This is a genomic window from Bacteroidia bacterium, assembly GCA_027493955.1.
Taxonomy (GTDB): Bacteria; Bacteroidota; Ignavibacteria; order SZUA-365; family SZUA-365; genus JAOSJT01.
In genome coordinates, this window is sequence record JAOSJT010000001.1 from 3,098,067 (window position 1) to 3,117,495 (window position 19,429).

The 19,429-nt window shown below is 53.7% G+C and carries 16 protein-coding genes; 1 reads left to right on the top strand and 15 read right to left on the bottom strand.

The window, feature by feature from the left end; genetic code table 11:
* Nucleotides 1-14: 14 nt before the first annotated feature.
* The 10 genes from M5R41_11800 to M5R41_11845 all read right to left on the bottom strand — a co-directional run bounded on the left by M5R41_11800 (nt 15) and on the right by M5R41_11845 (nt 14,528).
* Nucleotides 15-1,640 (bottom strand): hypothetical protein, encoded by a 1,626-nt coding sequence (locus M5R41_11800; protein ID MCZ7557072.1) that lies wholly within the window; start codon nt 1,638-1,640, stop codon nt 15-17.
* Nucleotides 1,612-2,436, bottom strand: coding sequence for a hypothetical protein (locus M5R41_11805; GenBank protein ID MCZ7557073.1), 825 nt, complete (start codon nt 2,434-2,436; stop codon nt 1,612-1,614). Before M5R41_11805 ends, M5R41_11800 begins: the two co-directional genes overlap by 29 nt.
* A 17-nt stretch (nt 2,437-2,453) precedes the next feature.
* Nucleotides 2,454-3,677 (bottom strand): hypothetical protein, encoded by a 1,224-nt coding sequence (locus M5R41_11810; GenBank protein ID MCZ7557074.1) that lies wholly within the window; start codon nt 3,675-3,677, stop codon nt 2,454-2,456.
* 1,384 nt (nt 3,678-5,061) lie between these two features.
* Complete coding sequence (locus M5R41_11815; protein ID MCZ7557075.1) at nt 5,062-6,087, bottom strand: hypothetical protein; 1,026 nt, start codon at nt 6,085-6,087, stop codon at nt 5,062-5,064.
* A gap of 31 nt (nt 6,088-6,118) precedes the next feature.
* Nucleotides 6,119-7,222: a glycosyltransferase family 39 protein gene (locus tag M5R41_11820; protein ID MCZ7557076.1), complete on the bottom strand. Its 1,104-nt coding sequence runs from the start codon at nt 7,220-7,222 to the stop codon at nt 6,119-6,121.
* Between the two features lie 308 nt (nt 7,223-7,530).
* Nucleotides 7,531-8,532 (bottom strand): GDP-L-fucose synthase, encoded by a 1,002-nt coding sequence (locus tag M5R41_11825; GenBank protein MCZ7557077.1) that lies wholly within the window; start codon nt 8,530-8,532, stop codon nt 7,531-7,533.
* A 194-nt stretch (nt 8,533-8,726) separates the two neighbouring features.
* Entirely contained in the window at nt 8,727-9,095 is a 369-nt protein-coding gene (locus M5R41_11830) for a four helix bundle protein (protein MCZ7557078.1), read from the bottom strand.
* Between the two features lie 147 nt (nt 9,096-9,242).
* A complete protein-coding gene (gmd, locus tag M5R41_11835; protein MCZ7557079.1) occupies nt 9,243-10,283 on the bottom strand; it encodes a GDP-mannose 4,6-dehydratase in 1,041 nt (346 codons plus the stop codon).
* Between the two features lie 462 nt (nt 10,284-10,745).
* A complete protein-coding gene (locus M5R41_11840) occupies nt 10,746-12,677 on the bottom strand; it encodes a polysaccharide biosynthesis protein (protein ID MCZ7557080.1) in 1,932 nt (643 codons plus the stop codon).
* A 432-nt stretch (nt 12,678-13,109) separates the two neighbouring features.
* Nucleotides 13,110-14,528, bottom strand: coding sequence for a capsule assembly Wzi family protein (locus M5R41_11845; GenBank protein ID MCZ7557081.1), 1,419 nt, complete (start codon nt 14,526-14,528; stop codon nt 13,110-13,112).
* Nucleotides 14,529-14,921: 393 nt separating this feature from the next.
* Between M5R41_11845 and M5R41_11850 the strand changes: the two genes are divergently transcribed.
* Nucleotides 14,922-15,380: a DUF559 domain-containing protein gene (locus M5R41_11850; protein MCZ7557082.1), complete on the top strand. Its 459-nt coding sequence runs from the start codon at nt 14,922-14,924 to the stop codon at nt 15,378-15,380.
* Here the strand turns inward: M5R41_11850 and M5R41_11855 are convergent.
* The 5 genes from M5R41_11855 to M5R41_11875 form a co-directional block, all read right to left on the bottom strand.
* Nucleotides 15,364-15,936, bottom strand: a complete 573-nt coding sequence (locus tag M5R41_11855; GenBank protein ID MCZ7557083.1) for a sugar transferase — start codon at nt 15,934-15,936, stop codon at nt 15,364-15,366. The two genes, M5R41_11850 and M5R41_11855, sit on opposite strands and share 17 nt — an antisense overlap.
* A 24-nt stretch (nt 15,937-15,960) precedes the next feature.
* The gene (locus M5R41_11860) at nt 15,961-16,854 is read right to left on the bottom strand and encodes a DegT/DnrJ/EryC1/StrS family aminotransferase (GenBank protein MCZ7557084.1); all 894 of its coding nucleotides are present in this window, start codon (nt 16,852-16,854) and stop codon (nt 15,961-15,963) included.
* Complete coding sequence (locus M5R41_11865) at nt 16,770-17,342, bottom strand: DegT/DnrJ/EryC1/StrS family aminotransferase (GenBank protein MCZ7557085.1); 573 nt, start codon at nt 17,340-17,342, stop codon at nt 16,770-16,772. The genes M5R41_11860 and M5R41_11865 overlap by 85 nt, the downstream gene beginning before the upstream one ends.
* A gap of 221 nt (nt 17,343-17,563) precedes the next feature.
* Nucleotides 17,564-18,256, bottom strand: coding sequence for a class I SAM-dependent methyltransferase (locus M5R41_11870; protein ID MCZ7557086.1), 693 nt, complete (start codon nt 18,254-18,256; stop codon nt 17,564-17,566).
* A 108-nt stretch (nt 18,257-18,364) separates the two neighbouring features.
* On the bottom strand, nt 18,365-19,408 hold the full coding sequence (locus M5R41_11875; GenBank protein ID MCZ7557087.1) for a glycosyltransferase family 2 protein: 1,044 nt from the start codon (nt 19,406-19,408) through the stop codon (nt 18,365-18,367).
* Between the last annotated feature and the right edge of the window lie 21 nt (nt 19,409-19,429).

Below are 19,429 nucleotides of genomic sequence, written 5' to 3' on the forward strand. Positions count from 1 at the left end.
TCCCCGCCTCACCGCTAAATTCCCTCGTATGCAAAGCCCCGTTCGACGAGAAGGCGCAAGCCCTTCGGAGCGGCGGCGATATCGAGGCGTGCGCGACGATATCCGTAGTCGCGTAAGGGCTCGGAGAAAGTCACGTCCAGCCATGGCGGTCTGGCGACAGTGGTATCGGCCATGAAGCCGGTGCGTATGTCTGTCGCCACGAGCTCAATGGTTTTGTCATCACGGCGGATATCGTATTCCTTCCGGGAGCGAACACCGTATTTTCTCAGTAATCGTACGGGCGAAACCTGCAGGAGAGTATCCTTACCGAATCGTCCGGTACGGTAAAAATGAATCGCGTATTGATCGAAAATCGTTTGATGGACGAGGAGCATGCCGGCCTTTGTCGCCATTTCCGTCTCTTCGTGCAACAGGCGAACGTACCGCACATTCGCTGTTTCCCCTCGCCACCTCGGGATAATCACCAGTGAGCCGGCGAGATGCGAAAGCAGTAAAAGACCCATCACCCACGAAGTCAGACGCGGACGGTACATCGTAAAACCTATCGAGAGAAGCAGCAGCAGAACAGCGATTTGCAATGTGTTGATGCGCGGTGCAATCTGATGCACTGCACGTGGAAGCACGGCGATAAGCAACAAAACCAGCGCGATAAGGATAGACGTGCGGTGTTCGCGGCTCAATTTCCTCAGCAACAGGAAAAGCAACAATGCTCCCAGCGCCCCGAGCAGCAATGCCACAATACGCTGTTCGTACATGAATGGATACAACATCTCCGCCACCCATGGATGCAGCGCGATCATCATGATCGCGACAGTCGAAAATAGCTTCGTTGGAAGAATGGCGAATGACAACACTTCATCGTAACGATCAAATGCGAACCAAAAACCGACGAACGCGAAGGACAACAACACTCCTGCGACGGCGACCAGCACGAGCATAGACCGGCGAACACTTGTCCTGGCACTCCGCCAATACACCACTGCCATTACAGTAAAAAGAAATGGAAGCACGACGATGCTGAACTTCACGAAGAAACCGATGAACAGTATCAGCATGCCACTGAGTGCATGGACCAACATCCCCGAAGCGAGATAGCGCAGCATTAGCAACAGGTAGAGCATGCATAGCAGCAGTGCCAGCGTCTCCGTCTGATTGGATATCCACAGGACATTGTAAAACGCATCGGCGTGAACAGAAAGCACCAAAGTCGTAAAAACTGCTATGTGCACATGTGTCTGTCCAACGAAATGTTCCATTGTCGTGAGCAGAAGTGCATAGAAAAGCAGAACCGCAAGGATGTGGAAGAGCAATCCGACGACGTAATACCCCAAGGCCATGGTACCGAAGAGTTGCAACTGCCCCAGGAAGAGAATCATGGAAACGAGTCGAAATCCCATGAAATTCAGATACTGCCCGCTCTCCCATGGCCATACAAGTCCGCTCTCGCCGAGCACCGCAAAAAGATAGAAGTCGTCCGTACGGAAATCATTCTGGATCAGAATCTGGGGAAAAAACCACAGTGCTGTGAAAAGAGCAATAACGATGCCGCCGATAATCCTCCACCGTCGCGTTGGATATGGCTCCCAGGATGCTTTAGAGAGCTGCTGCAAACTACTCCGCACGCCAGACATTTTTGTCATGCAGTACTTCCCAACGCACCTGCTCCGATCCCACGCGCAAATGCAGCACCGCGCCGCGATGCACGACTTCTTTGTATTCCTTACCGATCAAATACCGGTAATCCTCTGCAAACCATTGGAATGTATCGGTATAATCCGGCTTTCGGGTTACTATGGAATACGCGAGACTGTACTTGTTGTGTCCCGGCGCTCCTTTCATCCCGCCCCAAAAGTGATTTGAACCCCTGTACGGTGTAAGCGAAGCAATCTCTCTATCGCTTTTCCCCAGTATATCCACCGCACGAAGCATGGTCAAATATGGTACCGTTCCTCCCCAGGCCACAGCGACGGTCGCTTCCGGCTTGAGTACATCCCGCAATGCTACCGCGGCACGGGTATTCACGGTATTCATGTCCACCTGATAGGCCTTGTCAATCAACGTCGCCTCACGCAGGAAACGGGAATTCACGCTCCAGATTATCCCGAAAAGCAACAGTACAGCGACCACCCGGGACTGACTCTTCCCGAGCAAGCCGAACACCGGACTGCTCCGTAAGCCGCCGATCAGAACGTGCAAACCGCGCAACACCAGCAGGAGCTGCAACGGGATCAATGGTGCCGGCATGCGCCAGTAGTCCCAGGCGTCACCACCGATGTAGATTTGGTACGCCAGCATCGCGACAAACAGCGATACGATCATCACCGCCAGCCGATTGCGGCACAGAACGAGCGATACTCCCGCCGCAACAAGCAGTACGATACTTTCGCGCAGGAAGGGAATAATGAAGCCGATGCCATCCATAATTCTCCTGTGCATGGCCTTACTATCCGGCGTCAGGCAATTTTCCGCTCTGAGTCCCCACGAAATCCTCTTGTTGAGTCTACTTGCCAATACATTGATAGGAGTCGGAAAAGCAAACCTCCGAATAGCAACCAATGAGCAACTTCATCAACAATTGTGCTCGCAAGCGGACCAACGAAGTATGCGTCCATATAGTTTCTAAGAATCAGATACCAGGTAGTTATGAGTATTAATGCCAACATTACCATACCATATAGCCTGAAGGCAAGACGATCAAACGTCAGAAGAGTCAAAAGGTTCGGAAGCACAAAAGCTAGAAAAATCAATCTATAATCAAAATTTGCACCAAGCAGAAATGTCCCAATATATATCGATGAACCAATTATAAACAGCACATCTCGATTTTCACTTCTAGATGAGATTGCACGGCCTCTTTTAATGCACCATAATGACCCCAGCAGCATGGAACCTACTCCCGCATATGCTATTATTTTCGCCAATGTGTACATCTCGGGAAAATGCTTTCCAAACTTTATTGTAATGACCGATATACCGTACGAAAGTGAATCAGGAGCCGGGGTGTTTCTTGCAATAAGCGTCAAGTCTTCATAAATTAATGCAAAATAACAAATCGAAGCAATTAGCAGCAAGATCAAATAAACCCTGTCCCGACCGTCTTTCCAATTCATAATACCTATTGAAAATACAGGATATATTTTTAGCATCACCGTCAGCAGTATGGCTACAGCGGCGCTATTTCGTCTGTTGCGCGTATACAGGACGGCAGCCAAACAGAGGATGAAAAACACAGCAATATCTATATTTCCTCGCTCTATCGCGAGCATCCCCGCTGGAGCCAACACAAACAAAATCAAGACAGGAGACCACCAAAGCTTCATCCCACGGAAAACGAGCAGCATCCCGCCGAAATACAGGACAACCAACAAGAACCCTAATGTTTCAGTATGCGATTTATTAACGCCAAGTGGATACAACAACTGCCAGACGCGTGGATAATTTAAACGCCGGCTCCATGGATCAAAATTGTTCTCTATCATCGGATCTACTCCGATAGCTGCGGCATCTGCACCATGTGTAATGGTGCGAAGATCTGCAAACGCTGGCTTCATTATCGGTACATTCCAATATTCAAATAAATCTGGCCATCCGGTATTAATGTAGGCCACAAATAGAACAACTATTCCAAGTATGACACTGCACTCCCCACCTCGGCGTCCAAGCTTAGAACGATTCATCTAATTTATCTCACGCGAATTGCTATTGACCCTCAATCAAAAAGCCTCTTTTTAATTCTGTGCACCTGCTAGCGTACTGACCTTGATTCGATTCTATCACCTTTTCACCTCGTTCACTATACCCATAGACAAATTAGAAACACTCCTCCAACTTGCAACTATTACTTCAGAATCCCTCGAATGCAACATTCCCTGTTTGAGCAACATGATAGCTTGCATACGCTATAAATATAGTTTTACGGAGGAAAGTTTATCTGCATTTGCTTTTTAGAATTTCGATATCCTGTGCTTTTATATTAATTTATGCTATTTGATTACGGAATTTACATTGCTATTTATGCCGTAAACTTGTCACACCTACATTGAATACCCCGATATAGCACATAATAAATATCTCCCGGCTAGACAGTATGAATAACCCCACAACATCGAGTAGCACTCTGCTAACCCTTATGTTCTCATACTTCAACCCATGGCAGGCTCTTGACTCTCCCCCAATCAACGGTACTTCTCAGTCGCGTGTATGGGTTATCGTGTACGCTTTCGACACTGACTTCCGGAAAGTATCGCTCACCAAGTTCCTCCCGTATAAAAATTGCGTTGAATCTGAAGCGATGGGTACCAATCAGCCGGTATCCCTTTCTGCCCAGAAGACGCTTAACTGCTAGAAGCGAAGCACCCATGAAGTCCGGATCGGGCCCCAGCATCCGCCGGAATTCCGGATCGTACGGTACCGCGGGCGACAGTGCACTCAGGATGACATTATGCGTTTCACAAATGATAACCCTTGGTTCAACGACACTGATCGCCTCTGCAAGTAGTAGTCTATTCCGTCGTCTTCCACGCTGTGAAGGTCAATTGGCCCAACGAATCCCTCCCGGGCGATGGTCTCGTTGATGTTCTCACGGGTAAGCCATGCATGCCTGAAGATCGGTGGATGACGCCACGAGTCCCGCTCTTCTGCGAAATATGCCCACCCACTTTCATCGAGCTCCTGAAATCCATCGAACAAGAGACCTCCCAGCCGTGATCAATGATAAGATTCGCGGCCATACACTCCCGGCTATCTCCCGCGCACAGTTCAACGACCCGCTTGTTTGTGCTACCGACCAATGAAAAGATGTACAGGAGCAAGCCATCCTCTTTATATTCCGAACACACCTTAAAGCCAACTTCAGCAAGCTTTGGCCTCACCTCCGGTGGAAGTATGTACTAGATCAAGCGATAATGTTTCGCCAGCAGAGTCCGATCCACCTGCGGGTTCTGGGAGAACGCAGGCGTGCTCACGAGGAATTTCCGCAATCGTGCTTTCGCCGTTTCGATCATCGCTACATCCCGTATACTACCGGTAAGATTATTGCACACACCAAATAATGCTGAGCTTTCATCCGAGTAACTTTCCCTTCAAATTCTCTGCACTGTAGGCGCCATCCCTCCCCACCCGCACCCATCCAGGCAGGGGCTCGTGCCAGAAGCGGGGACAAAGGATGATGCCATCCGAGAGCAAGGCAGCGCTGTAGCTGTATGCGCTGCGCGAAACGATGAGGACGTCGGCGGCGCGCAGCGCTTCCCAATCCCCGATCTGATCTCCGTCGAGATGGAGTGTTACTTCCAGTTCACGCAATCCCGCAAAGTCCTCCTCCCGGCCTTCGGAGTACACATGCAAGGTCGCGTGCAGTCCGTAATCACTCAACACCTGCGCCACGCCGCCCAATGTACTCGCGAGATATGCATCGCTGGTGTAGCGCAATGTTTCGCTGGCAGGTACATCGCCGCGGCGCGCATGAGCCGCTACGACGATCGGCCGACCATCCCGCGGAGCTGGCGGAGCCCAGCGGTTCCGTTTTATTCCATCCAGCGCCGGTCCCCACACGGACGGATAGCGATCGGTGAAGGCATGGCAGTTGTCCACCACATTCAGTGTGCCGGACCGATACCTGATTCCTGCCGCACCGTGCGCGACCATCCGTTTTGCAGGCTGTATACTTTCAGCGGAGGGATAGCCCTCACCCAGTTGCAGATGCCGCTCCCAGCGCCGACCGCATTCCTCATCCGTCATACCCGCTGGTGCATGGGACATGCGCTGAAAAGGTGTATGCACATACTGCACACCAGTGAAATCCGCGAAGCAGATATTCGACATAGTTGCAAGTATCTGCGAACCGGGACCATCCCAGCGTGTTCGCGACGTAAGATATACCGCACTCAAATCGCGTGTCCGCATTCGCCAGGGCCTGCGCATCCATGGCCACAGCACACGGTGCCACCGCAGCCAGTGCATGAGCGCGTGCTCCCTGACTTTCGGATAGCGCAGTATAACACACGACAATCCCACGACGCTCATCATTCCACGCAGAAGCGCTTTGAGCCATCGCAATTTCGGATTGCGCGGTTGATACGGATTTTCCACGTTCACACCATGATTTTCAGACAGCTTTACACTATTCTAAAATCTGCATTTTCTGTCTGTACCCCATGGCAAGCACGATCATCAGTGGCAGCACTGGTATGGAAAACCTCCCAATAGCATACAATGGTATGTGCACGAAAAGATAATACACGGTAATCACACCGCAGAGTATCGAGAGGAATGCGGATAGATGTCCGGCCCATACTCCCCTTGCACTGAAGAATACCAGGATCAGAGCCGGAACACCAAGTACTATACTATTTAGCAGTGTAGAACCAAGTGTAAAAAACAATATTGGATTTATTAGTATTTTAACGAGTATTATCGGTTCTTCGCAGAGCTGACGGAGACCGATGTCCAATAATCGCGCATCCTCCTCATACTCCTGCGTTGCAGTTCGGGGCTCACTGTCACTACCGCTCTTCCTGACAGCTGCATATCCATAGTCCCACAAAACAGATCCCGTGAATGGTGCTTCTGGAAATTTTTTCACGGTCTCGTTACCGATGAGCATGTTAAATCCTGCATTCGTATGCACGGGCAACAAACTCTGTGCGAGTGCACTGCTGCGAACGCTCCATGGCAGAACGACACCATACGGGAGAAGAAGTAACACGAGTGCAAGGCGCGGCTGTCTCGCAACTCTCCATACGACAGAAGCCAGGATGATGGGAAGGAGCAGAAACGTTTGCTTCACTAGAATTCCGAGACCCAATAGTACTGCAGCTGCGATGGTCGACCACATCGGGTTATACTCACTCCTCCGTACGAGAAGTGCGACCACTGCCAGCAAAAAAAACAGAAGCACATTTTCCAGATGGAAACGGGGAACGAAAACATGTAAAACCGGGACAGAGAGAAAGACCAGCAATGCTGTGTTTGCAGCTCGCAATCCTTTTTCATTGAACACCAGAGAGAACAGTAACGCTGCCGAGCCCGCGTTCAACAGTATCTGTACTATCACGGTCCACTCGTACGAGACCTGCCCAAATGGCAAATTTATCAAAGCAAGAAATCCCGGGTATCCCGGACCCCGGAATACTGTGCTGTGCGCTTCGCAACCGAACGCGAATTTACCGCATGACAGTAATGTGTCCGCAAGCTTCGCATATCCTTCGCCGTCCACTGCCCCCATGAGATGTCGCACTCGCGGATATATAAGAAAACTCACTACCGCATCAAATGCTGCAGTGAGTAAAAATGCTTCATTCCCGTTTCGGAGCTTTAGTATTCGCATCTGCAAATCAAAACGATTTTCACATACGCGCTATTCGTCATAACGGTGACATCTTTCCTCGAAAAGCCTTGCTCATCGAAACACGTCGCACATGTTTCGTCTGCTACGGCCACGGTTTGAAGTACGGATTCGCCGCTATCTGATGTCGCGATTCTACCAACGTAACTCAGTACCGCACCGAGAGCCCCATTATTCCACCTTTCGGTTCACGGCACCTGCTCCGTTACCCTCTTCGCATACCAATCGTATGTTCTTCGTATCCCCTCCACAAGCGATATCTCCGGTCGCCACCCTAGTTCACGAATTTTCGTAATATCGAGCAACTTCCTCGGTGTACCGTCCGGATAATCCGTGTTGAAGCGCAGCTCGCCTTCAAAGCCCACGATGCGTCGCACCATCTCCGCGAGTTCCCGGATGGTGAGATCCTCGCCAGTACCGACGTTGACGTGCTGCTCACCGTCGTAGTTCTGCATGAGGAAAACAAGAGCTGACGCGCAATCATCGACATTCAGAAATTCGCGACGGGGAGAACCTGTGCCCCAAATCTCTACGTGATCCTCGCTTATCCCGGACCTCACCTCCCACCCTTTTCCTGGCAGGAGAGGGACCTGGGGAGAGGTTCGCAGGAGTTTGGCGAGATGGAATTTCTGTATCAACGCCGGCAGGACGTGGCTGTTCTTCAGATTGAAGGTGTCGTTGTAGCCGTAGAGATTCGTCGGCATCGCGGAGATGAAATTGTCGCCGTACTGCCGTTTATAGGATTCACACATTTTCAGACCGGCAATTTTTGCGATGGCGTACGGCTCGTTTGTCGGTTCCAGCTCGCCGGTGAGAAGATATTCCTCTTTGATGGGCTGCGGCGCGAGTTTCGGGTAAATGCAGGACGAACCGAGGAAAAGCAGCTTCTTTACGCCATACATATGTGCGGCGTGTATCACATTATTCTGTATCGCCAGGTTCTGAAAAATGAATTCCCCGCGATACACATTGTTGGCATATATACCGCCAACCCGCGCTGCCGCGAGGAACACATACTCCGGCCGCTCCGCTTTAAAAAACTGCTCGACATCCGCCTGGCGGGTGAGGTCGAGTTCGCTGAGTGCTTTACCAATGAGATTTGTGTAGCCGGCGTTCTGTAAATTTCGCCAGATAGCGGAGCCCACCATGCCTGTGTGGCCGGCGATGTAAATTTTCGATGCAGTGTTCATGGTCAGGATGATATTATTGAGTACTAGTCAAATGCAGAGCGCGAAGGGCGAAGGGCGTAGCGCAGGCTTCTCGAAAATGCGGAGCGCGTAGGGCGGAGCGCAGGCTTCTCAAATGTTCAAAGCGATGCAGTAAACGAGACGCGGGCGCTACGCTCTCCGCGCTACGCTCTCCGCAACGCGGGCGCCAGACGTCTTTACGGCAGTGGTTTGGACTTGATCAGCGAAGCAGAGAATCTGTTTATCTTCCTGGCGTTGTGATCAAGTGCCTCTAATAGTGCGGTCTTCGCTGCCTCTGTTATAAGTGAACGACGAGAGCAAATAATTACCATATTTGCCGTCTCAAACACGGAGCGATGAGCGATATTCAGGAAATTCTGGAAATCTCGAATCGAAGTGCTACCAGACCCCTCGGCTATATTGTTAGAAACTGATAATACCGATGACCGAAGCTGCTCAGCGAAGCGGAAGTATTTCCTGTCGGTTAAATCGTCTGCCAGATCAAAGATTGTATCAAGGATATCAACGCTTTCAGTCCAGATTTCAAGCTTCTCAAAACGAAACATAGGCGTACCTCGAATGTTGATGGATGAACGGTGACGGAGAGCAGAGCGCAATGCTAATGCTTCTCGAATGTTTTAAGCCGAATATTAAGCGAAATCCTGACGCTACGCGCTACGCGCTATGCGCTACGCATCCCGGCTCTACGCCCACTAATACCCTCTCCGCCGCACCTTCTCCAAATCCGCGGCCGTCATGATCTTGACAAGTTCCTCGAACTTCACTTTTGGCTCCCAGCCGAGCAGACGCTTCGCCTTGGAGGGATCGCCGATAAGAAGATCCACTTCGGTGGGACGATAGTAATGCGGACTCACTTCCACGCGCACCGCACCGGTGGCGGTGTCTATGCCCTTTTCTTTTTCAGCTTCGCCTTGCCACGCGAGCTCAATCCCAAGTTCGCGGAAGGTGATTTCGGTGAATTCGCGGACGGTATGCGTCTCACCTGTGGCGACAACGAAATCGTCGGGGGTGTCCTGCTGCAGCATGCGCCACATGGCGTCCACGAATTCAGGCGCGTAACCCCAGTCGCGCTTGGCGTCCATGTTACCGAGAACCAGCTTGTCCTGAAGTCCTTCTCTGATCCGCGCTGCAGCCCGCGTGATTTTCCTCGTCACGAAGGTTTCACCACGACGGGGAGATTCATGATTGAAGAGAATACCATTGCAGGCGAAAATATCATACGCCTCGCGGTAGTTCACCACTATCCAATACCCGTAGATCTTCGCCACGGCGTATGGAGAGCGGGGATAAAAGGGTGTGCTTTCCGACTGCGGAATTTCCTGCACCTTGCCGTACAGCTCGCTGGTTGACGCCTGATAAAAACGCACTTTCGCGCCGCTTTCCTTGATGGCGTCGAGAAAACGCAGCGTCCCCACCGCATCCACTTCGGCGGTATATTCCGGCACCTCGAATGATACCTTCACATGCGATTGCGCAGCGAGATTGTACACTTCGTCCGGCGCGATTTTCTCGAGCAGGCGATTCAGATTACTCGAATCCGTGAGATCCCCGTAATGCAGGAACAACTGTTTGTTGTATACATCCGGATTGTTGTACAGGTGATCTATCCTTCCGGTGTTGAACGACGAGCTCCGGCGAATGAGGCCGTGAACGGTATACCCTTTCTCAAGCAGCAGCTCCGCGAGATACGAGCCGTCCTGTCCGGTAATGCCGGTGATGAGTGCGGTTTTCATAGGTGACTGGTACGAGTTATTGGTAATGTTTATGATTATCGAAAAAAAGAAGTTTGTGCGTTATCCTGGCTCCGTACTTTATTTCCGGACTTACCCCCCCGGGCTCCCTCTTTCATCTGCCGGAGGCGGAAAATAGGAGAAGGCGGGAGGAGAAATTCAATACACAACCTTCGCTCCTCCCTCCTCATATTACCCCTGTCTGTCGAGAGAAGGGAGAAAACGGTGAAATTGCTTTCTGACTTTCACCCTCGAATAACCGCACGATATTGAAGCGTTGTACGCATCACACCTGGGAGCTTGTATGCGTCTGAGCAAATCACCCGGATTAAGACAGGTTGCCTGATGCAATACAGAGCGCTGCGTCTAGTGCAGATGTGCGCAGAGGAGAGATTGTGGTTTGTCTTGTGAAATCGAAGAGTTGCGGTGCGCGTTGTGAATAACGCACAAACTCCCAAAGAGCTTCTATTCTGTGATATCTGTGCCCCCCACCAGAGAGTGCTCGAATTCGGGAATGATTTTGTGTATGTGCCGCAGGATTTGCGCAGGCTCTGTCAGCGTGAGCAGCTCGGAGCGTACCCACTGCTCGAAAGCATCGCAGGAGGCGAGAATACGTGCGGAACCGTTATGACGTGCGCTCTCGTCGAAAGTGGGATCGAGGATAGTAAAAATCTTCTCATGCTCGGAGCGACGATAGACTTCGCCGGGGCGAAACAGCGCTTCCGAAAGTTTTTCGCCGGAACGCAATCCGCTGAACTCGATGGATATGTCCCGATAGGGTTCCTTGCCTGTAAGACGTATCAAATCCTCCGCAAGATCCACGATGCGCACAGGTTCACCCATATCCAGAACGTAGATTTCACCATTCCCTTCCAATGTGGAAGCCTGCAATACGAGCTGTACTGCTTCCGGTATGGTCATGAAATAGCGCTTCATGTCGGGATGGGTGACAGTGACGGGCCCCCCGGCATCGATTTGCTGCTGAAAGATCGGGACCACACTGCCGCGGCTGCCAAGGACATTGCCGAAACGCACTGCAGAGTATTTTGCGTTGTACTCACGCGCGCATAGCTGTACGGCGATCTCCGCCAGACGTTTCGTCACTCCCATGATGCTGCGCGGCTGCACGGCCTTATCCGTGGAGATAAGAATAAAGCGCTCGACCCCCGCCAGAAGCGCGCTGCGCAACATCGTAATTGTGCCACCAACATTATTGCTTACCGCATCAATCGCGTTCACCTCCATGAGGGGCACATGTTTGTGTGCTGCCGCATGATACACGACCTGTGGCCGGTTTTCCATAAAAATATCGCGAATACGATCCACATCACGGATATCCGCGACAATCGTGCGATATTGCAGCCTCGGATACCTGCTTGCCAATTCACGGGAGATTTCGTGAATGCTGTTCTCCCCGTGACCCAACAGAAGAAGTTCGGAGGGCGAACATTGCGCTACAAGACGGCATATTTCACCGCCGATGGAGCCACCCGCACCGGTTACCATCACGCGCATTCCGGAGAGCATACCCCGCACATTACTCATATCCGTCTTTACAGGATCACGACGCAGCAAATCGTCAATGCGGACACTGCGGAGATGACTCAACTCCACCGTCTCACCCACGATTTCACTCACGCTCGGGAGGATACGAGTACTTACCTTAAGGGGTTCAATGATTTTCAGCACCGATTGAATCACACGGCCGGAGACGGACGGCATCGCGATCAGTATCTGCGCGATGTTGTACTCACGGCAAATCTCAGGAATGGCATCACGGGATCCGAGCACGGGAAGCCTATGAATCACGCCCCCAAGCTTGCGGTGGTCATCATCTACAAAAGCCACCGGCACAAGTTGTCCGTCAGTATGCCGCAGCATTTCGCGCGCAATCATGGTGCCGGAGTTTCCGGCACCAACAATGAGCACACGCCGGCTTGTATCGTGATTGCGCACCCTTCGACGCTGTTCCGTGACGTAGAGGCGGCTCATCACGCGAATACCTCCATGCAGCAGCAGTGAGAGCATCAAATCGATCAGCGGAACAGAACGGGGAATACGCTGGGGAATCGCGGGAAACAGCGGCAACACCACCAGATAGATCACACTGAATACAAAACCCGCGCTCAGTACAGAAATCAATATGACGCCCACTTCCTCTATGCTCGCGTAGCGCCACAGGTGCTTGTACATACCAAAGCGGTAGTAGACGATCAGCTTCACGACGGAGGCGAATCCTGTGTACACCAACAGCGAATGACCGTAGACGAAAAGCAGATTGGGTGTATCCAGCCGCAACGACAGCGCCAGTGACGGCACAATCATCATGGCAACAAGGTCGAACAACAGATAATGTCTGTTGCGTATCCCGAGAAATAAGCGGAGGAGCCGTTTCAAGGTGCAGCCTGATGGATGACCGTCAAATATATCATTTTTTTCGGTGTTAGCAAAATGGAATCAGGGGGATGAATCGGGAATCGTTAATCGGGAGTCGGGAATCAGAAATCGGTCTACATGAAGGTGCTGCGCTCGAATGAGCCAACTTCGGGCCGCCAGGCAGGCCGGGTATATTCGTGGGTGACATCAGGTCTCAGTGGTTTTGGTCGCTGAGCACAGTCGAAGGAGTACTCCTGTATGGGAGTATGGCTGAGACATCGGAGCGGGTCCGCGATAACCGGTGTGCCGGGCCCTGAGAGGAGGTAGGGCTACGCACAATCACCGCCGGTGGGACCGGTTTTCCCTGCGTGCACCGGTCCACAGCCTCGCAAGGTCCCCACGGTGTGTTCGTTCGCTGACTCGCTCAGTGTGGATGGTGGAGCAGAGCAATCCTCACCAAAGCCCGTAGGCGGCTCGGAGAGAAATGGTGAGGCCTTCGGGCTCGACAGAGGTTTTGTACCCTTCGCCAGGCTGTATGGCGACGTGGCGGACTGTCGCGACGGCGTACAGATCGTGCAGCGGCATCCAACGTATACGCAGCTCGAGATTGCGCTGCGAGTATTCATGACCATAGAGAAAGGCCGGTTGGGTTCGGGGCCCGGCGGGGAGGAACATGTCGCTTTGTCCATAGCGCGCGAAGCTGACGGCACCCGTCACATCAACGGCGCGCAGAGGATGGACGGTATGCGAGAGGAAGAGAATATCGGCGTTTGCGCCGATCCAGTGTCCGAGTACGACATTGTGCGAACTGTAGCGCTGTACCGGCTTGGGATTGGTGTACACATACGGATACACACGGGAAAATTCCACGCGCGTCTCGCTGGCCAGAGGCAGCCAATGGGTATATGCGTCGGTCAGAAGCCCCCCCACGGTGTACGCTACATGATAATCGAAGCCGGTCTTGTCCGAGGCCATAATCTTGCTGTAATCCAGCTCATCGATGTAGCCGGTACCGTACACTATGACGGAGGGCAAGGCCCTCCAACGAAGGTCCGCGAAGAGCTGCGCATTCCCCGTTGTCGCGCGTGTCCAGCGATCGGCGGCGCGAAAGGGTAACACGGGCAGCAGGAAGAGCGGATTCACTGAACCGCCGTTGTACACGATGGACTCACCCAGCGCCACCTGCAGAGAAGGCATGACCCGGGCAGTAATGGCGTGCGCAGCGAAGAACTTATTTTCAAAGTACTGCAATCCCTCCACCGCACCCGGACCGGTAAAGTTGATATACGCCTCCAGTGTATCCGAAAATAACCAGCCGTGCATATAATCCAGACGCAGCCAGTCGGTGATGAGCACGTGCAGGTTCATCGCGGGAAAGGACGGCGCCTTGTCCGAGAGAATGACCGCTCCCGTTCTCCCGCTTCCCCACCAAAGATCGGCTTTTTGCAACCCCAATCGCAGCCAGGGGAGGGAAAAAGTGAATTGCCCCTCCGCCACCTCCCAGTCGTATCGGTCCACATCCTTCGACGGACCCTTCACTATGCCTTGCTCCGGCACGCGCCGCGCTCCGGCGTCATAGGGTATACCCCTGCGCCCATTGTCATACCAGCGCAGCGACGCCCCGAGATACTCCGACGCATAGCCCATGGCACGAATGCCGAACGCGCGCGTAAATACATTCTCCGCATCCTGCCGCAGAGCATAGCCCGCGCCGAAGACGATGTCGGCCGAGAGGAAACCGTGCGCGGGTCGCTCTCCGCGGAGGCGCAAAACATTCAAACGCTCATCGGACGGCTCCTCCGTACCGCTGCCGGAACGCGCCAGTCGTAAAAGTTCCTCGGCATACTCGGCGCGGTACCAAGAGAGCTCCATACGGTCATATTCCGTCAGCATCGCAGCGGAACGAGAGAGGGAATCCAGCAGAGCCGCTATTTCCATTCTCGGCAGGGCCCGGACAAATTGCGGCAACGCGTACCCGTATCGCGCTTCGATGCGGTCCAGGTAATCGTAGACCGGTGATCGCAGGGGTTCGTAGACGGTTTGGGCGTGGGCGGAGGAGAGGAGAGAGAAGAGTGAAAGAAGTAAAACACAGTGCAGGACCCCAGGCCTCACTCACCCCGGCCCCCCTCTCCGCTTCCGGCATCTGATCTTTACGCCGCTGCGGAGAGGGGGAGGGGGAGGGGGAGGGAATTGACCGTAGAATTTTCCGACTTTCCGTGCATCAGCAGAATTTCTAATTTTTTTAATATGTTTTTGGGAGAAAACATGCCAACAAAATTTCTCGCTCAAGTCGCACTACAACGTTGCAGGGAATTGCGACAACGTCAGACAAAGGCCGAATTCTTTCTGTGGGATTTGCTCAGGAACAGGAAGTGCGGTGGATTCAAATTCTATCGTCAGCGTGCAGTATTCTATGAAGTGCCCGGAAAGAAATCGTTCTTTATTGCGGATTTCTATTCGCGCGAGCTGCTGCTCATCATCGAGTTGGATGGCCCTATTCATGAAAGCAGGAAGGAGTATGATACCGGCAGAGATGACGTATTACGTATGTACGGTTTGCGCGTGCTGAGATTTCAGAATGAGTTGGTGCTGGCTCATCCGGAGATGGTGTTGGAGGCGATTTTGGCCTCACCCCCGGCCTCTCCCCCGGCCTCTCCCCCGGCCTCTCCCCGGCCCCCTCTCCGCAAGCGGAGAGCGGGGGAGGAAATCACAATAGTGTTTTAAGTACCACCATCATATTTGAGCGGACGGTAGCGCTTTGACAATATGCGAGATCGATTCGGAGCTTCTCGGGAAGTATCTGCTCGATATATAATTTCTCGTGATTATCACCTGTCAGCAATGAATTTTCATTGCGGAAGGCGATCGATGCGGGGCTCGTCATACCGGGACGGTATTTCAGGATATCCCGCAGGTGTTCAGGATAGTGTTCGACAAAACGCGGATCCTCGGGGCGGGGACCAACGAGACTCATCTGGCCCTTGAGCACATTGATGAGCTGCGGCAATTCGTCCAGCTTGCTCCGGCGCAAGAAACGTCCCACCGGGGTGATGCGCGTATCGCCGGCGCTGGTGATGCCGGAACCGATACGGTCGGCATCCGTGCGCATGCTGCGGAATTTGTACAATGCGAATGGTACGCCATTCCTGCCCGTGCGCGTGGCCCTGTAGAGAACCGACCCGGGCGAGGTGAGCTTGATCCATACGGCGATAACGATAAATACCGGCGCAAGCAGTATCAGGCCCAGCGAAGATGCGAGAATGTCTATCAGGCGCTGCATGCGGTGTACAATCAGGAGAGTATTCTACAACCGCGCGCGACGCAGCATTTCTACAACCGATTCGGCGACATAAGCCATTTCTTCGTCTGTCAAACCCGGGTAAATCGGCAAGGACAGCAGCCGCGGCCAGAGTGACGCCGCGACGGGGAAGTCCTCCGGTTTGTAACCATAGCTCTCTACATAGTACGGATGCATGTGCAGGGGACGCCAATGCACGGAGCACAGCACGCCGCGCTGTTTCATTTCTTCGATGAACTGCGCACGATCGATGCGCAGAAGGTCGAGGCGCAGTTTGATGACGTAGAGGTGATGCGCGTGCAGAAGCGCGGAATTCTGCGGCAGCGTTTCCACTTCCTCCACATCGGCGAAGGCGTCGTCGTAGAAGGACGCGATGCGAGCGCGTTCAAGACGGAATTGCTCCGCCTTCGCCAGTTGCGAGAGTCCCAGCGCCGCCGCCACGTCCGTCATATTGTATTTGAAACCTGGAGCGACGATGTGATAATCCCAACTTCCGTCGGCGGTAAAGCGTTTCCAGGCATCGCGATTCATGCCATGCAGCGACATCAGCCGCATGCGCGCGGCCAACTCCGCATCCGCCGTTACCGCCATGCCACCCTCCCCTGTGGTGATGGTCTTGTTGGCGTAGAAGCTGAAGCAGGACACTTTTGATGTATTGTTTCCGACGTAATGTATGGGATTGCTGAGAGGCGAAGAGCGGTGAGCGGGAGGCGTAGCGCGCAGCACGGAGCGCGTAGCGTTCTCAGATTCTGCTGTTTCGCCGGTATCCGCATGGTCTGTACGGGAAGTTGGCGCTACGCGCTCTGCGCTTTGCGCTACGCTCCCTCTCCACCCGGCCGGGAATGCGTGCGCGGCATCTTCGATGACCTCCGCCCCAACTTCGCTGGCGACAGCGGTAATCCCCTCGAGATCGCACGGCCGTCCGCCGTAGTGGACGGGGATGATTGCGGAGAAACGGCCCTCACCCCGGCCCCTCTGCCCTCACCCCCGGCCCCTCTCCCGGTAGGGAGAGGGGAGGAGGAGGGGTCTTGGGATATAGCTGCGCGGATGGTCGTAGGGGTGATGCACAGGGTGTCGGGATCGACGTCGCAGAGGATGGGGATGGCATCGAAGTAGCGGACGACTTCGGCGGTGGCGGCGAAGGTCATGGTGGGGACAAGGACTCGGTCGCCGCGTTTGAGGCCGATGGCTTCAAGCGCGAGATGCAAGGCCGCTGTGCAGGAGTTGAGGGCCACGGCATGGAGCTCGGGGTTTCCGAGCGCGTTGACGAAGTCCTGCTCGAATTGCTTTACCTTGGGTCCCGTGGTAAGCCAGCCGGATTGGAGGCATTCCTCAATGCCAGCGAGGGCGTCGGGATCGGGGAGGAAACGGAAAAAGGGGATGTGCATGGTGTCAGTGTCGGAAAGTACGTCGGATGTTTCGCGCTATGGGATAGAGTCTCTCTGCGAGTTCGCGTCTCTGCGGCGCTTTTACCGACTTGTCTTGAAATGTTGAGCACGAAGATGCAATGGCGCTCTGGATGTTCTTTGATCTGTTTATCTCGAAATGCTGTCGTGTTAACCTGATTACCGTACGCACCTCGTACCGTTATGCGTGCGGAGACACTGATTCAGAGAGGACGGATGCTGCAGAGGTGGTGGGATTTCAAAAAAGGTATGCGCGCGAGCACGGGATAGAGCGCGTTGGTCAGGCGACCCAGCGAGCGCGCGAGGGGAGGTAAAAGCGTGAGGGTTTTGCACTCCAGGCGGGTTCCGGGAAACAGGGCGCGGATTTCCTGCAGGTTCAGGGCCCGGACAAAGGGATTACGCGGATTGTTGTAGCGGAAATCGTACACAATGATGCTCCCCTGCGGTCGCAATACGCGCAAAGCCTCGCGAGCTATGGCCGATCGCGTTTTATACACGAGTATGGATGAGAGCACGGTGAAGAGCAACACGGTATGTACGCTCCCGTCGCCTAAGGGCAGACGTGAGCCCTCTGCCAGTGCATAGTGCATGGCCGGATAGCGCTCATGCGCCTGGTGAATGCGAACAGCATCGATATCCACACCGTATAATATCTCTTGCGGCAAACCCATCGTATGCAAGGTAGCGAGCACATTTCCGGCACCGCAGCCGATATCGAGAACAGGCGCGGGTGAGGCCCCCTGCGTTGCGGCGAGCAATTCTCGCAACGCGCCGTCGCGCTCCATGCCCATAGCGCGGTTACCCGCATTCGCGGAGGACCAGGAGCGCTGCTTGCGCGCGTCGAGACGATACGCGTCGTAGACCTCGCGTAGGCGTTGGAGCTCAGCCGCATTCATACGTCGCACTCCATTATAACAGCATTTCTCGTGACGAAGGCAAGTTGCCCCGAAAGATGTTTCTCCACGTTTCCGATATGCCGCGCAGCGCGTAAACTCACGAAGCCCTCACCTGCTCAGCCCGGTGAAAAGGCGTCCCGGCTGTGTGATGCCGAGCAACGCGTGCAGCAAGGCCATGAGGAAACCCAGGCCATAGGAAATGTGATAGCAGGCGAAGGTCGCGGGAAGGGCTGGAAGCAGGTCCATGCCATGTTCTCTCGCGGCTTTGAAGGAAAAGAAGAGATTCGCCGCGGTATACAGCGACACGGCACCGCCGTAGACCCACAGCAGCGGCGACCAGAGAGCGGCGAGGAGCGGACCTCCGAACAGACCCAGGACAAACAGCACTGGAACAAGATGGCGGGGAGACGCGGGCAGCTTGTGCTTGCGTATGACGCGTACTTTCCAATATCCGTATTGCAAATACTGCCGGAATAAATCACGCAGCCGTGATCGCGGATAGTACCAGGATACTATTTCCGGTGACTGATAAATGGTGCCACCCGCGCGAATGATACGCAGGTTCAACTCGTCGTCCTGATTTCGGACCAGTTCCTCATCGAAGCCACCCAGGTCCTGCAAGGTCTGTCTGCGCCAACAGCCGTAGGTCACGGTGTCAACATAGCCCTCGTAGTCCACATCGTGGAAGCGCGCGCCTCCCACCGAGAAGGGCGAGTGATATGCGGCCGCAATGGCACGTTGGACATAGCCCGTCGCCTTTGTGCGTGCGGGGCCGCCTACGTTCCAGGCACCGGTGTGTTCCAATGCCCCAACGCAGCGCGTGATGTAATGCACATCGTATTCGGTATGCGCATCCCAGCGGACGATGATATCACCGGTCGCCGAGGTGAGGCCAACATTCAATGCATGCGAAACGAAGGTCGCAGGATTCTCCAAAACGCGGAGCGTCCTCCCGGTTCCGAATGAAAGCGACTGATTATGTAACTCTATGGTTGTCTCAAGCGAAATCCTGCTGCCATCAGTGGATGCCCCGTCAATAAGAAGAAATTCAATACTGCCAGACGTATAAACCTGTGCGTTTATCGCTGTGAGAATGCGATCAAGAAAGTGCGCCTCGTTGCGCAGCGGGAGCAGGACAGAAACGTCGGGCATGTCTTGTTGGAAGAAACCGCG

Bases quoted from the DNA above. Each gene is read 5' to 3' on its own strand.
- M5R41_11800 (MCZ7557072.1), bottom strand. From the start codon at position 1,640: ATGACAAAAATGTCTGGCGTGCGGAGTAGTTTGCAGCAGCTCTCTAAA.
- M5R41_11805 (MCZ7557073.1), bottom strand. From the start codon at position 2,436: ATGCACAGGAGAATTATGGATGGCATCGGCTTCATTATTCCCTTCCTG.
- M5R41_11810 (MCZ7557074.1), bottom strand. From the start codon at position 3,677: ATGAATCGTTCTAAGCTTGGACGCCGAGGTGGGGAGTGCAGTGTCATA.
- M5R41_11820 (MCZ7557076.1), bottom strand. From the start codon at position 7,222: ATGGGGGCAGTGGACGGCGAAGGATATGCGAAGCTTGCGGACACATTA.
- M5R41_11825 (MCZ7557077.1), bottom strand. From the start codon at position 8,532: ATGAACACTGCATCGAAAATTTACATCGCCGGCCACACAGGCATGGTG.
- M5R41_11830 (MCZ7557078.1), bottom strand. From the start codon at position 9,095: ATGTTTCGTTTTGAGAAGCTTGAAATCTGGACTGAAAGCGTTGATATC.
- gmd (MCZ7557079.1), bottom strand. From the start codon at position 10,283: ATGAAAACCGCACTCATCACCGGCATTACCGGACAGGACGGCTCGTAT.
- M5R41_11845 (MCZ7557081.1), bottom strand. From the start codon at position 14,528: ATGGAGCTCTCTTGGTACCGCGCCGAGTATGCCGAGGAACTTTTACGA.
- M5R41_11850 (MCZ7557082.1), top strand. From the start codon at position 14,922: ATGCCAACAAAATTTCTCGCTCAAGTCGCACTACAACGTTGCAGGGAA.
- M5R41_11855 (MCZ7557083.1), bottom strand. From the start codon at position 15,936: ATGCAGCGCCTGATAGACATTCTCGCATCTTCGCTGGGCCTGATACTG.
- M5R41_11865 (MCZ7557085.1), bottom strand. From the start codon at position 17,342: ATGCACATCCCCTTTTTCCGTTTCCTCCCCGATCCCGACGCCCTCGCT.
- M5R41_11870 (MCZ7557086.1), bottom strand. From the start codon at position 18,256: ATGAATGCGGCTGAGCTCCAACGCCTACGCGAGGTCTACGACGCGTAT.
- M5R41_11875 (MCZ7557087.1), bottom strand. From the start codon at position 19,408: ATGCCCGACGTTTCTGTCCTGCTCCCGCTGCGCAACGAGGCGCACTTT.